We start from the raw sequence: 14,103 nt of genomic DNA, 5'->3' as shown, positions 1-14,103 counted from the left end.
GTAAACAAAATAGTATTATAATATAATTAGTTGATATTCTATGCTTCATTAAAAATTTAGGGGGAAAATCTATGGAGTATTTAGAGAAAATTGAAGATCAGAGAAATAATTTTATAAACTTTAATGACATACCAATCAATGTAAGACCAGATATTTTGAATTCATGGATCAGGTGTAAAAACTATGGTGTAGATGTTAATATGAAGAATGTTAAATTACTCTCTAAAAGTGAATTTGACAATGTATTATCATTGAAAAAAGAACTTATACAAATTGCATTGCCTATAATGCTTAATTTATATGATGTTTTAAAAGAAACCAACTATTCTATCATATTAACAGATGAAAATGCAGTTATATTAAAGATAATTGGAAATGAGAAAATAATGAATGATAATAGAAATCTTGATTTTCTTGAAGGACGTAGATGGCTGGAGAAAGATGTTGGAACAAATGCTATTGGAACATGTATTTATTTAAACAAGCCAATTCAAACCTTGGGAGCCGAGCATTACTGCAATAGACAACATAAATGGACTTGCTCTGCTGCACCTATACATGATAGTAAGGGTAAGATAATAGGATGCATTGACTTGTCAGGGGGATTTGGAGATTTTCACACTCATACATTAGGCATAGTAGTAGAAGCTTCTAACACTATACAGGAACAATTTGTTATATCAGAGCATAGAAAATGGACTGAAGCAGCTTTTAATTCAATTAATGAGGGAATATTAGTTATAGATAATGATTTAAGATTGAAGTATTTCAATCTTAAAATTTGCAGAATACTAAAGATATCAAAAGATGAAATGAATAAATTGGATATAGAAGTTTTACTCAGTGATATTAAAAATGATATGTATGATTCAAATAACAACAACAGGATTACTTACAGGGAGATAAGTTTGCATATAAAAAAGAGAAGAATAGAATGTAATATAGATGTAACTCCTGTATCAATGAATGAAAATAATATTGGATTTGTAGTACTTGTAAAGAAAGCTGACAGTATGCGTAATCTTGTAAATAGAATAGCTGGCTTTTCTTCTAAATATGATTTTGAAAATATACTTACAGATAATGTTAAAATGAAAAATATAATCAAGGATGCAAAGAGTATAGCACAAAATGAATGTACCGTACTTATAACAGGAGAAAGTGGAACTGGAAAGGAATTGTTTGCACATTCAATTCATAATGCAAGTAGAAGGAGTGAAGGACCTTTTGTGGCAATAAATTGTGCAGCTCTTCCAAAGGATCTTGTAGAAAGTGAGCTTTTTGGATATGAAAAGGGGTCTTTTACAGGAGCTTCCAAGGAAGGGAATCCTGGAAAGTTTGAATTGGCAAATGGAGGTACCATATTTTTAGATGAAATTGGAGAACTTCCTCTTGAAATACAATCTAAGCTTTTAAGAGTCTTGGATAATCATACAATTACAAGAATTGGAGGAAAATTTGAGAGAAATTTAAATGTGAGGGTAGTGGCGGCAACCAATAGAGATATAATTAAAGAAGTAGATAAAAAGAGTTTTAGAAGTGATCTGTACTTCAGATTGAACGTGTTTAATATAAAATTAATTCCTTTAAGAGAAAGAAAAGAAGATGTACCACTCTTTATAAAATCATTTCTAGATAAATTAAATAATAAAAATTCTCTTAGAATCAAATATGTTGACAAAAGTTTTTTTGATGTGCTTAAAAATTATAAATGGCCTGGTAATGTAAGAGAACTTGAAAATGTAGTTCAGAGGTCCTATTATCTAGCAAAAGATGGAGTTATATCTGGAGAGCTTATACCAGATTATATTAAGGATATTACTAAACATAATATAAAGTGTATTGCTTGTGATGATACAGAATCTACTGTTAAAATCCAAACAATGGAACAGATTGAAAAGGAACATATTATAAAAGCACTGAAATACTGCAATGGAAATGTAGTTAAGGCAAGCAAATTGATTGATGTAGGCAAATCTACTCTATATAGAAAAATTAAAAGATATAATCTTGACATAGAAGAAAATTAATCTAGGTAAATATGATGTTTAAATGCCATAATGGGAAAAAAGTTTAAATTTCCCACTATGGCATAAATTTTTCCCAAAAAGATTACAATTTATATATTGCAAAAATATATATTGGGAGTTTATAAGGACTTTGGTTTTGGCACGGGATTTGCTGAAGTAAATAAGTACAAGACAAAATTAATTAACAACCTTGAAAACGTTTATTTAATAAATATTATTGATTTAGGAGGGATTGTTTTGGAAAATGTAAAAGAGAGGATAGATTCCAGCAAACTTATGGATATCTATGATAAAATGCTAAAAATAAGGGCTTTTGAAACTGTGGCAATGAATTCTTTTGCGGAAGGAAAAATTCCAGGTTTTGTTCATCTATATATAGGAGAGGAAGCTGTAGCTTCAGCTGTATGTGAAAATCTTAAAGATTCTGATTATATTACAAGTACCCATAGAGGACATGGTCATATAATTGCCAAAGGTGGGGATTTGAAATATATGATGGCCGAGCTTTTCGGAAAAGCTACAGGTTACTGTAAAGGAAAAGGTGGCTCAATGCATATTGCCGATTCAACTAAAGGAATATTGGGCGCAAATGGTATAGTAGGAGCAGGTCACGATATAGTAGTTGGAGCAGGTATGAGTGCACAGTATAGAGGAACTGACCAGGTTGCAGTATGTTTCTTTGGTGATGCTTCTACAAATCAGGGTACATTTCATGAATCTTTAAATATGGCAAGTGTATGGAAACTGCCTGTTGTCTATGTATGTGAAAATAACGGATATGGAATTTCAGTAAGTCAGAAGAGACATCAGAATATTAAAAATGTAGCTGACAGGGCGAAAGCTTATGGCATACCTGGAGTAATAGTAGATGGAAATGACCCTGTTGCAGTTTATGAAGCTTCCAAAACAGCTGTGGAAAGAGCAAGAAATGGAGAAGGACCAACTCTTATAGAGTGTAAAACTTATCGTCAGAGGGGACATTTCGAAGGTGATGCAGCAAATTATAAACCACAGGAGGAGCAGGAACAGTGGCTTAAAAAAGACCCTATTCCAAGATTTGAAAAATACCTTGTTGAAAATAATATTGTGAGTGAAGATGAGTTGAGAAAAGTTAAGAAGTCAGTTGATGATCAGATTAAAGAAGCAGTGGAATTTGCAGATAAAAGTCCTGAACCAGAATTAAATTCAGTATTTGAAGACGTATATACTGATATGAAAGAGGGGGTTGATTAACATGAAAAAAATAACTTATTCACAGGCAATAAGAGATGCCATGTCTACTAGAATGAGAGAAGATAAGAATGTACTACTGTTTGGTGAAGATGTAGGACCTTTTGGAGGTTGTTTTGGAGTAAGTCAGGGAATGCATGAAGAATTTGGAGAAATGAGAGTTAGAGATACCCCTATTTCAGAAGGAGCTATTATAGGATGTGCAATTGGAGCATCCGCAACAGGACTGAGACCAATTGCTGAACTGATGTTCATAGATTTTCTAACTGTTGGAATGGACATGCTTGCAAATCAAGCGGCAAAAATGAGATATATGTTTGGTGGAAAAATAAAACTCCCCATGGTAGTCAGGGTTCCGTGTGGCGCAGGAACTCAAGCAGCAGCGCAACATTCACAGTCACTGGAAGCATGGGTTACTCATGTACCGGGTCTTAAAGTTGCATATCCATCTACTGCGAAAGATGCATATGGTCTAATGCTTACAGCTATAGATGATGATAATCCGGTTATATTTATCGAGCATAAAGTTCTATATGCTAAAAAAGGAGAAGTTGAGGAGAACGGTAAGCCAATACCATTTGGAGTTGCAGACGTTAAAAGAGAAGGAAAAGACGTTACAATAATTGCAACAGGGAGAATGGTTCATGAGGCACTTTCAGCAGCAAATAGACTTTCCAAAGAAGGAATTGAAGCTGAAGTAATAGATCCAAGAACTCTGTATCCATTTGATAAGGAAACTGTATTCAATTCCATAAAGAAAACAAACAGGGCAGTAGTTGTTACTGAAGAAACTAAAAGAGGCGGATTCGGTGGAGAGATTTCAGCAGTTATAAGTGAAGAAGTATTTGACTATTTAGATGCTCCTGTAGCTAGAATAGGGACTTATAATTTACCAATACCATTTGCACCGAAACTCGAGAGCTACGTAATACCTAATTCAAATAAGATAATTACTGCTGTTAAAGGACTATTTTAGACAGAGTTTAAAGAATAAAGAACAGATATCATGTAATTCAGTAAATCACTATTTTGATATTTGAACTTTGAACTTTGATATTTGTTCTTTATAAAATGATTGGGAGGTGTATTTATGAGTTCCTTAATAGTAATGCCGAAACTTGGATTAACTATGGAAGAAGGTGAAATAGAAACTTGGCATAAAGGTGAAGGAGAGGAAGTAAAAAAAGGAGAGATTCTCTTTGACGTTACAACAGACAAGTTAACTAATGAAGTTGAAGCAAAGGAAAGTGGAGTACTCCGAAAAATATTTGCACAGGAGGGAGATACGGTTAAGTGTCTTGATCCTGTAGCTATAATTGCCGGTAAGAATGAGGATATTTCAGGACTTCTCCAGGAAGTGAATATAGATGGTGATGAAATACAACCAAAAGAGACTGTATCACCGGTATCGGATAAAAATGAGATGCACGAAGCTGAGAGCGTACCTGTTAAAAGAGAGGGAAGGATAAAAATATCACCAATAGCAAAAAAAATTGCCCTTCAGAACAATGTGGATTTTGAACTTATAACAGGTACAGGCCCCATGGGCAGGATAGTAAAGAATGATGTAGAGCAATATATCGAAAGCAATAGGATTAAAGTTTCACCGGTAGCAAGAAAATTGGCAGAAAAACTTAATGTTGACTTGAACAAGATAAATAAAGATGGAAGAATCATGAAGGAAGATGTATTGAAATTTGCAAAGGCAGATGAAGTACAGATTCAAAAATTATCAGAAATTGATACAAGTCAAGTAGGTGAGCCAATAAATGGTGAAAAAATAATAAAGATGTCACCTATGAGAAAAGTTATTGCCAAGAGAATGAGTGAAAGTGTACGTACTTCACCTACTGTAACCTATAATATGAGTGTTGATACTTCAGAATTAAAGAGATTTAAAAATCACATTAAAGATATATGCAAAGTAACTTATACTGATTTGCTTATAAAGATAGTATCTGTGGTTTTGAAACAGTTTCCACTTGTAAATTGTTCTATTTCAGGAGATTCATTTATATTAAAGAACTATGTAAATATGGGTGTTGCAGTTGCACTGGATGAAGGCCTTATAGTACCAGTTGTAAAAGATTCGGATAAAAAAGGGTTGAAAGAACTTTCAGTAGAGTTCAAGGAACTTGCAAAAAAAGCCAAAGAAAACAAGCTTGGTCCAGATGATATGGGAGGTGCTACGTTTACTATAACAAACCTTGGAATGTATGGTATAGATACCTTCTCTCCTATTATAAATCAGCCGGAAGTAGCTATACTTGGAGTTAACAGGATATGTGAGACTCCTGTGGTAGAAGATGGGAAAGTAATTATAAAACCTCTTATGAATCTATCCCTTACAGCGGATCATAGAGCTATAGACGGTGCTTATGCAGCACAATTCCTGGCAAAAATTAAAGAATATATAGAAAAACCTGAGTTATTATTACTGTAATTACTATTAAAAATTTATGAAATAGGATTTAGGAGGGTTGTTTATGAGTTGGTTGGTAGTTATGCCGAAACTTGGATTAACTATGGAAGAAGGTGAAATAGAAACCTGGCATAAAAGTGAAGGAGAAGAAATAAAAAAAGGAGAGGTTCTCTTTGATGTGACAACAGATAAATTGACAAATGAAGTTGAAGCAAAAGAAGGTGGAGTTCTCAGAAAGGTATTTGCACAAGAAGGAGATACGGTTAAATGTCTTGAACCAGTAGCAATAGTTGCAGGTATAGATGAGAATATTTCCGATTTATTGAAACAGGCAGGTGCAGATGTTGGAGAAGTGAAATCTAAAGTTTCAGTTTCAGATAAGAAAGTTGAGTCCAAAACATCACCTTCAAAGGATCATAAGAAAGTGGTGGTTATTGGAGGAGGACCAGGTGGTTATATAGCAGCTATTCGTGCAGCACAACTTGGAGCTGAAGTAACTGTAGTAGAAAAAGGTCCACTTGGAGGTACATGTTTAAATGTAGGATGTATTCCTACTAAAGTTTTATTGCATTCAGCTGAGGTATTTATTGAAGTAAAAAACAGCAGTGATTTGGGAATTGACATAAATGGGAAAGTAACAGTAAACTGGAAAAACCTTCAAAAGAGAAAGGGCAAAGTAGTCAAGAAACTTGTATCAGGTGTTGGAGGACTCCTTGCTTTCAATAAAGTAAAAGTGGTAAAAGGATCTGCAAAATTGCAATCCAGAAATTCGCTGTCAGTAACATCAGAAAATGGACAAACCCAAGCAATTGATTTTGATAATGCAATAATTGCAACAGGTTCTCTGCCATTTATACCTCCAATTCCAGGAACAGATCTGGATGGAGTAATTGACAGTACAGGAGCATTGAGCCTTAATTCAATACCTGATAGTCTGGCAATCATAGGAGGAGGAGTAATAGGAATAGAATTTGCAAATATATTTAATTCACTGGGCTGCAAGGTAACTATCGTAGAAATGCTTCCATATATTTTGCCGCCAATAGATAGGGAGATTTCAGAACTTGTCAGGTCAAAATTAGCTAAAGAAGGTATAACTATAAATAATGGCTGTAAGGTAGCCAAAATAGAAAACAGTAAAAATGGGCTAAAGGTCAATTTTGTAAAAGGTAGTGAAAACCTAAGTGTAGAAGCTGAAAAAGTATTAGTTGCCATAGGAAGGCATGCAAATATAGAAGGATTGAATGCAGAAGGTATAGGAATTAAAACAGAAAGGGAAAAAATTTCTGTAGACAATAGTATGAAAACAAATTTAGAAAATGTATATGCAATAGGAGATTGTACAGGAAAAAACATGCTTGCACATGTGGCATCAGAACAGGGAGTTGTGGCAGCAGAAAATATAATGGGACAGAATAGCAAAATGGATTATAAGACTGTACCGGCTTGTGTATATACAAAGCCTGAAATAGCAGCTGTAGGCATTACTGAAGAGCAGGCAAAAGAGAAGGGTATAGATTATAAAGTAGGAAAATTTCCATTATCGGCAAATGGAAAATCAATGATAATGAATGAAACCGATGGAGTTGTCAAGATAATAGCAAGCAGGGAATATGATGAAGTTTTAGGGATTCATATATTTGGACCCAGAGCTACGGACCTTATAACTGAAGCTGCTCTGGCATTGAGGCTTGAGGCTACTGTAGATGAGATAGTTACTACTATACATGCTCATCCAACAGTGGGAGAGGCAATTAAAGAAGCTGCTCTGGCTGTTGACAATAGAGCACTTAATATGGTAAATAACCCAGTTGGTAATACAGAGCAAAAAGTTCATAGTTAATTGTATAGAGTTTATGGCTTAAAAATGACTTGTTTATAATAAGCAGGTCATTTTTAATTTAAAATTAATAGGGGATGGGATGATGCCTATGAAATTAATATGTATAGGAGACAGTATTACCTATGGATATGGAGTAAATAGAAGCCAGGTATGGACTAAACTTATGGAAATTAAATTGAATGTGGAAGTAATAAACAAGGGTGTATCAGGGGATACAACCGGAGGAATGCTATCTAGAATATATTATGATGTTATTTTGAATAACCCAACACATGCAATAATAATGGGTGGGACAAATGACCTGATTTGGAATGTGAATATACATCAGATTGAAGCCAATTTGGCCGCCATGGCATTTCAGATTATGCAAAATAATATAACACCTGTATTTGCACTATCTATACCTATCTGTGAAAATATTGTCCAAAAAAAGTGGGGATTTATAGGAAGATTTGATAATATAAATAGTGATATCATAAAATTAAACCAATGGATAAGGACTTTTTCTGAGAACTATAATATTAATGTAATAAATTTTTATCCGCTTTTCTACATGGATGATGGTAATATAGATGAGAAATACTATATTGACGGGTTACATTTAAATAGATATGGTCATGAAAAAATGGCTGAAATTATAAATTTAGAAGACTATTGACAAAATAGGTTTATTAACAGCCTGAGTTATTTAGAGAATCAGCTTAAATTTAATTATATTAAAAATCAGCTAAATAATTAAAATATTTAGCTGATTTGTGTTATATAGTTTTAAACATCTAAATTGTCAATATATTTTTTTGCTTCTTTTAAGCTAAGACCTAAATAATTTTTTTACTCTTTTAACAGCCTGATTTTTTTACCTTCTGAAACAAGATATTTTAATTCATCATCAATAATTAAATTTTTATGGGGTAGGACAATCATATTTTTTGATTTGTTTTTCTTCCTAATTACATTACCAATAGTGTGAGCTAAAACTCCAGCTGAAAACAGTCCAACAATAATAAATTTCGTTCTGTGTTTCATTTTTAATCTCCTCGTATGATTAATTTAGCAGTCAATTTAGATGCTATTTCCAGTAATTAAAATGACCACTTAAGAAAACATATTACTGGAAATTATATTTGTATAAAGGATGGTACTGGAGTGCCCTTAGTGCTAATATTTAAATATGGAATTAGCATAGGTATATTCAGTTTCTCCTTGTTGACCACATTAGTGGTACTTCTTAAAAAGACTGTTTCCTTACTTATATTGTTAGCTTCTAACCCAGGCGTTGTTCAGGTTATTGGACTGCTAGCGCAGCAACTAGTGCAAAATGTTTAATAACTTAGTTCTTATTAGTGCGAGGGTGTTGATGCAGTATAAACTAAGGGTAGTCCTGTGCTAGTTCCTATTTTTTATAATCTAAATTAAAGGTGGTGATACCAATGAACAACACTTTAACAGCTGCTTTATTTATAGGAATAGATGTTAGTTCAAAATCCAATTATGTGTATGGTATGGACTTCTTCGGTAATAAACTGCTTTCCTTTCAAACTTCCAATAACAATCCAGGTGCTGAAGTTATTGCACATGAAATACTTCAGTGTCTTAAGAAAAATTCACTTACCCACCTTAATATAGCTATGGAATCCACCTCATTCTATAGCTGGCATATAGCCAACTTTTTATCATGTCATGAGAAATTATTGTGGTTTAAGCCGAAGGTTTATTGTCTGAATCCAAAGGTTATAGCTAATTATAAGAAAACTTTTATTGATATTGACAAAACAGATCCGAAGGATGCCATGGTTATTTCGGACTTTGCAAGAGTAGGAAAAATAACAACGGCACCATGGAAAGGCAGCCAATATATTGCATTACAGAGACTGACTAGATGCAGGCTGCATATCATGGAAAATATCACAAGGGAAAAATCATATATTCTCTCGAATATTTTCCTTAAGTTCAGTGAATTAGCTGTACTGGATAAGAGCGACCGACCTTTTTCAAATAAATTTGGATCCACATCTTCGGCTGTATTAACTGAATTTATGTCAACAGAAGAAATTGCGAACACTGATATAAACCAATTAGTTGATTTCTTAGTTGACAAAAGTAAAAATAGATTCAAAGATCCAATGGCTACCGCCAAAATTCTAAAAAGGGCAGCGCGTGACTCTTATCGACTTGATAAATCTTTATATAACCCACTTAATGCTGCAATTGCTGCATCATTTAACTGCATAAAAGCTTTAGAAAAAGAGGTTAAAACTCTTGATAAAGCAATTGAAAGAGCAGTTAAAGTACTGCAGACACATGAATTTGAATGCCTTTGTTCTATATATGGCATAGGGCCTGTTTTTGCAGCCGGAATTACAGCAGAGGATACGTATTTAACTAAAACAGGTAATAAATATTTAAGATACTATATCCTCGAAGCCGCAGGCAGTACTTTACGATTCAATAGAGAATACAATGACTACTACCATAAAAAGTATAATGAAGCTTTAATCCACAAACATAAAAGAGCACTTGCACTCACAGGTAGAAAACTAATAAGGTTGATATTTGCATTGCTGAGCAAAAATCAGCTCTACACTATGAATGATGACGCTGATAAAGAAATAAATTCATAATCTTTTATATTCTACCCTTACAGTTTCCAGTTAAAAAATGGAAACTGACTAAAGCTTATTAATTGTACTCTTTTTTATGAAAATTTCTAAAATAATTTCCAATTGTTTTGTTTTTTCATATTGACATATTACCAATCTCCTTTAAGTATGTAATATTTTTTACAATAGTATATCACAAATAGATTAAGAAGTTGTAAACAATACATTATAAATGTAAATCAAAATTTAAATAAATTACATTTTTTTTAATAAATTTGCAGGAATTTAAATAAATTTGGAGAATAAAAATAATATTGAAGTAGTTTTATTCATTTTAGGGGGATAACTAATGATAAAATCAAAGTTCATGTATATATTAAATAGAAAAATTAAGAAACAATCTGAACAAGTATTTGAAGGAATATCAAGAGGAAGAAAAAAGGCTCTCGAAAATTGGTTTAGAGATAAATGGGTACAGATGGAGAATGTCAGTCATATTATAAAAAACTTTGATGAAGACACCACTAAAGTACTTGGAGAAATGAATGAAAGACTTAAACAATATAAAGATTTTTGCGAGTTTATCATATTGGATGATAAAGGTATAATATTTCAATCTACATATAATAAACACAAAGGTATTGATATGAGCAGTTTTCCAAATTATAAAAAGGGCATGCAGGAAGAAAGGTTCATGTATGGTCCTTATGTGGATAAATATACTTTGGACATAGATCTATCAAAAAAGAAATTTTCAGACGAAGTTACGCTGATGTTTTCTATACCATATATAAATTGTACAAGTAGCAGGAGAATACTGTTAGGTCGTGTATTAAATGATGATATGAGCAATGTGATTCAAGACGAAGATACTCATGTATATAAGGATTCAGGTGATAACTACTTATTTATGGTAAAAACAGATAGGGATATACCTCAGGGAACAGCTATATCGAGAAGTAGATTTGAAGATAATACATTTACTATGGGAGATAATCTCAAAGACGGAATAAAAACTTCAAAATGGGGTACAGTTAGAATAAAAAAGCATACTGAATTTGAAATTAGATTTACTGATCCTAAAACGGGGAAATTACATAATGGTGTACTTAATACTATAAAAAATGGTGAAAACTTAGATTGTTGGCCAGGATATCCTGATTATAGACATATTATGGTAGGCGGGAAAGGCACTCTTATAAAACCGCCCTGTAGTGATGAAGTTTGGGGAATGATGTGTGAAGGAGATATATCGGAAATATATAATTTTAAAAGTATAAATATTAGAATACCACTTGTAATATCTGCTGTATCAGCAGCGGCTATGGTATGTGGTAATATAGCATACTATTTAAAGCCAAATTATGGAATTATAAGTTCAATCATAGTCTGGCTTATAATAACTTTCGTAAGTTATGAAATATCAAAAAAGCTAGTTTCAAATCCACTTAACAGAACAGTTGATATACTTCATTTATTGGCTGAAGGAGAAGGTGATTTAACTAAAAGAGTAGATAAGATGTCTTATGATGAAATAGGCGAGTTGTCACGATGGTTTAATAAATTTATAAATAATCAAATGACTATGATAAAAAGAGTTGATACTTCTTCTAAAGCATCAAAAAATTCTATTAATATAGTCTCCAATTTAACCAATAACATAAAGGAAAGTATGAAAAAAGTATCCAAAACTGTAGATGGTTTGGTAGATATTTCGAAAAAACAGAATAGTGTATTTCAGGGAACAAAAGAACATTTTAATAATCTTTCAGCATCAATACAGGAAATGGGCACTCTCATAAATGAGGTTACGGATAAAACTGTAAATACAAGCAATCATGCGCTTAAGGCAAATGATTCTTCTAACAATGTGCTTAAATCCATAGGCGATCTGGAAAAAACCATGAAGATAACTTTGGACAGAATAAAAATACTTCAAAAGCATTCTGATTCTATAAGTAAAGCAGTTACGACGATAAGTAGTATAAGTGCACAGACTCAACTTTTGGCATTAAATGCAACAATAGAATCTGCAAGGGCTGGGGAAGCAGGAAAAGGATTTGGAGTAGTAGCAGAGGAGATATCAAAATTAGCAGTACAAACAGAAGAGGCGACTAAATCTATAGGAGATTTAGTTGAAAATATACAGAAGGAGACAAATAATACTTTTAACGATATAAATGAAATTGACAGCAAAGTACAGGAGTCCACTGGAAATGTAAAGGACAATATAGATTCTTTCAAATATATTGTAGATAATGTAAAGGACATAACTCAAAAAATGGAGACTATACTTGAAATAACCAATAAGGAAAATAAAGATGTAGACAATATGGTAATAAATATAAACGAATCTGCTGATGAAATAGATAGAAGAACTTCAAATGGTGCCAGCAGAAGTGAGGAATCCTTGATTTTATTACAACAAATTCTTAAAGAAACAGTAAGATTAAAGCAGGTTACGGATAATTTAGAGTATACTTCAGACAATCTTCAGGAAATGGTTGGAGCATTTAAAGTGGTGTGAAATTCTATATAGAGTTTCACATCACTTTAAATTATGTATAATTTTATTGAAATATGGAAATTATACAGTTAAGAAAATAGTACGGATTAAACCTGTGAATGTGAGGTTCTATATTATGTTTAGATTGAATAAAACTCAGAAAATAACTGGAAATGTTTTTGTTGTAAAAACATTAATTTCTAATTTCTTCATATATTCTGATAGAAATACCAATATATGTTTTGATACTGGATTCATGCCGTTTATTATTAATAGGGAATTAAAAAAGATAAATATAAATCCAGATTCAATTTCAAGTGTATTTTTAACACATCCAGATTTTAGATATATAGGAGGTATTAAATTATTTAGAAATGCCAGAATCCATTTGTCAAGGGACATATCATCTAAAAAGTCTGAAAAATTAATATCCTACCTTGACAGGTATAAAAATACAAGTTACAGAAAACTTAAAGATGGAGAAGTAACCAGTATAGGAAGAGTAAAAATAAAATCATTTGTTATACCAGATCATGATCCTGGTTCCATGTCATACATAGTAAATGACAGAGTATTATTTATATAATGATTTTATGGCGTAAATAAGAAGTATTTGAATCTACCCGATAAAATGATTTATTGATTTTTCAAATAAATAAGTTATCATGAGTATATAAGGAAGTTAAACATTTTATTGGGGGATGATTTAAAATAAGAAAATAAACCTACGGGGTTGCAATTATAACTGTAAATAATCAGGGAGATAATCCAATTATAGTAGTATCAGGCTGTAATATGGACATTTTGAATAATGATATAGATAGTTCAGAATATATTATTTCTAAATCTGATATTTTAGTATCTCAATTTGAAATACCCATGAAGGTTATAGAAAAAGGTTTTAAAATAGCAAAAAATATAATAAAATTACAGTATTGAATCCTTCGCCTGTATTGGAAATTAGTGATGGTATTATACAAAACACAGATATAATAATACCAAATGAAGTTGAAATATATGCACTCACAAAAATACATGTAAATAATTTAAAAAGTGAGGCTGAGGCAGGAAAGCTGTAATAATAACTTTTGGAGAAATTGGAGCGGCTTTAATTACAGAACATAAGCAGGAATTGATACCAACTTATAAAGTACAAGCTATTGATACTACTGCAGCAGGAGATAGCTTTTTAGGAGCATTAGTTTCAAAAATTGATATAGAACATATATCTTTTGAAAATTTAAAAGATGCTGTAGTATTTGGAAATCGGGTAGCTTCAATAACGGTTCAGAGAAAAGGAGCACAACCTTCCATTCCATATTTGAAGGAAGTTAAGAGGATTTATAAATAAATGTAGAGCTGATCTGTATAAAAACTGCATCTTTAAATAGGAATATATTTTTTATAATATGCTATTTATAGCCATTTCAGTTTCTTTGAGTCTGTAGATAAAGTCTTATTGCTAATTTTCA

General features: G+C 32.1%; 12 protein-coding genes and 1 pseudogene. 12 read left to right on the top strand and 1 reads right to left on the bottom strand.

Annotation, left to right across the window (positions count from 1 at the left end):
- Nucleotides 1-71: 71 nt before the first annotated feature.
- The 7 genes and pseudogenes from KM800_RS08725 to KM800_RS08700 all read left to right on the top strand — a co-directional run bounded on the left by KM800_RS08725 (nt 72) and on the right by KM800_RS08700 (nt 8,183).
- A complete protein-coding gene (locus KM800_RS08725) occupies nt 72-2,030 on the top strand; it encodes a sigma-54-dependent Fis family transcriptional regulator (protein WP_217812729.1) in 1,959 nt (652 codons plus the stop codon).
- A 276-nt stretch (nt 2,031-2,306) separates the two neighbouring features.
- The gene (locus KM800_RS08720) at nt 2,307-3,263 is read left to right on the top strand and encodes a thiamine pyrophosphate-dependent dehydrogenase E1 component subunit alpha (protein ID WP_217812754.1); all 957 of its coding nucleotides are present in this window, start codon (nt 2,307-2,309) and stop codon (nt 3,261-3,263) included.
- Between the two features lies 1 nt (nt 3,264).
- Nucleotides 3,265-4,236, top strand: a complete 972-nt coding sequence (locus KM800_RS08715; protein WP_017751086.1) for an alpha-ketoacid dehydrogenase subunit beta — start codon at nt 3,265-3,267, stop codon at nt 4,234-4,236.
- A gap of 114 nt (nt 4,237-4,350) precedes the next feature.
- Complete coding sequence (locus KM800_RS08710; protein ID WP_017751087.1) at nt 4,351-5,703, top strand: 2-oxo acid dehydrogenase subunit E2; 1,353 nt, start codon at nt 4,351-4,353, stop codon at nt 5,701-5,703.
- Between the two features lie 43 nt (nt 5,704-5,746).
- Nucleotides 5,747-5,908 (top strand): annotated as a pseudogene (locus tag KM800_RS15665) (biotin/lipoyl-containing protein); the annotation flags it as partial.
- Nucleotides 5,909-6,106: 198 nt separating this feature from the next.
- The gene (gene lpdA / locus KM800_RS08705) at nt 6,107-7,525 is read left to right on the top strand and encodes a dihydrolipoyl dehydrogenase (RefSeq protein ID WP_330655577.1); all 1,419 of its coding nucleotides are present in this window, start codon (nt 6,107-6,109) and stop codon (nt 7,523-7,525) included.
- Nucleotides 7,526-7,613: 88 nt separating this feature from the next.
- Entirely contained in the window at nt 7,614-8,183 is a 570-nt protein-coding gene (locus KM800_RS08700; RefSeq protein WP_254906508.1) for a GDSL-type esterase/lipase family protein, read from the top strand.
- 173 nt (nt 8,184-8,356) lie between these two features.
- Here the strand turns inward: KM800_RS08700 and KM800_RS08695 are convergent, their stop codons facing one another.
- A complete protein-coding gene (locus tag KM800_RS08695) occupies nt 8,357-8,551 on the bottom strand; it encodes a hypothetical protein (RefSeq protein WP_254906507.1) in 195 nt (64 codons plus the stop codon).
- 404 nt (nt 8,552-8,955) lie between these two features.
- Between KM800_RS08695 and KM800_RS08690 the strand changes: the two genes are divergently transcribed.
- The 5 genes from KM800_RS08690 to KM800_RS08670 all read left to right on the top strand — a co-directional run bounded on the left by KM800_RS08690 (nt 8,956) and on the right by KM800_RS08670 (nt 13,982).
- Nucleotides 8,956-10,146, top strand: coding sequence for an IS110 family transposase (locus tag KM800_RS08690; RefSeq protein ID WP_217812726.1), 1,191 nt, complete (start codon nt 8,956-8,958; stop codon nt 10,144-10,146).
- 328 nt (nt 10,147-10,474) lie between these two features.
- Nucleotides 10,475-12,652 carry a methyl-accepting chemotaxis protein gene (locus tag KM800_RS08685; protein WP_217812725.1) on the top strand — a complete coding sequence of 726 codons (2,178 nt, stop codon included), beginning with the start codon at nt 10,475-10,477 and terminating at the stop codon, nt 12,650-12,652.
- A gap of 115 nt (nt 12,653-12,767) precedes the next feature.
- Nucleotides 12,768-13,217, top strand: a complete 450-nt coding sequence (locus tag KM800_RS08680; RefSeq protein ID WP_217812724.1) for an MBL fold metallo-hydrolase — start codon at nt 12,768-12,770, stop codon at nt 13,215-13,217.
- A gap of 209 nt (nt 13,218-13,426) precedes the next feature.
- Nucleotides 13,427-13,570, top strand: a complete 144-nt coding sequence (locus tag KM800_RS08675; RefSeq protein ID WP_217812723.1) for a hypothetical protein — start codon at nt 13,427-13,429, stop codon at nt 13,568-13,570.
- A 139-nt stretch (nt 13,571-13,709) separates the two neighbouring features.
- The gene (locus tag KM800_RS08670; RefSeq protein ID WP_217812753.1) at nt 13,710-13,982 is read left to right on the top strand and encodes a PfkB family carbohydrate kinase; all 273 of its coding nucleotides are present in this window, start codon (nt 13,710-13,712) and stop codon (nt 13,980-13,982) included.
- Nucleotides 13,983-14,103: the final 121 nt, after the last annotated feature.

Source organism: Clostridium tyrobutyricum, assembly GCF_019144085.1.
In the GTDB taxonomy this organism is placed as follows: Bacteria; Bacillota; Clostridia; order Clostridiales; family Clostridiaceae; genus Clostridium_B; species Clostridium_B tyrobutyricum_A.
The sequence above is the reverse complement of the archived record's forward strand: the minus strand, read 5'-3'. Positions and strand labels throughout refer to the sequence as shown.

Excerpts from the sequence above, each read along its gene's own strand:
- KM800_RS08725 (WP_217812729.1), top strand. The coding sequence starts at position 72 with ATGGAGTATTTAGAGAAAATTGAAGATCAGAGAAATAATTTTATAAAC.
- KM800_RS08720 (WP_217812754.1), top strand. The coding sequence starts at position 2,307 with ATGGATATCTATGATAAAATGCTAAAAATAAGGGCTTTTGAAACTGTG.
- KM800_RS08715 (WP_017751086.1), top strand. The coding sequence starts at position 3,265 with ATGAAAAAAATAACTTATTCACAGGCAATAAGAGATGCCATGTCTACT.
- KM800_RS08710 (WP_017751087.1), top strand. The coding sequence starts at position 4,351 with ATGAGTTCCTTAATAGTAATGCCGAAACTTGGATTAACTATGGAAGAA.
- KM800_RS08700 (WP_254906508.1), top strand. The coding sequence starts at position 7,614 with ATGAAATTAATATGTATAGGAGACAGTATTACCTATGGATATGGAGTA.
- KM800_RS08695 (WP_254906507.1), bottom strand. The coding sequence starts at position 8,551 with ATGAAACACAGAACGAAATTTATTATTGTTGGACTGTTTTCAGCTGGA.
- KM800_RS08690 (WP_217812726.1), top strand. The coding sequence starts at position 8,956 with ATGAACAACACTTTAACAGCTGCTTTATTTATAGGAATAGATGTTAGT.
- KM800_RS08685 (WP_217812725.1), top strand. The coding sequence starts at position 10,475 with ATGATAAAATCAAAGTTCATGTATATATTAAATAGAAAAATTAAGAAA.
- KM800_RS08680 (WP_217812724.1), top strand. The coding sequence starts at position 12,768 with ATGTTTAGATTGAATAAAACTCAGAAAATAACTGGAAATGTTTTTGTT.
- KM800_RS08675 (WP_217812723.1), top strand. The coding sequence starts at position 13,427 with ATGGACATTTTGAATAATGATATAGATAGTTCAGAATATATTATTTCT.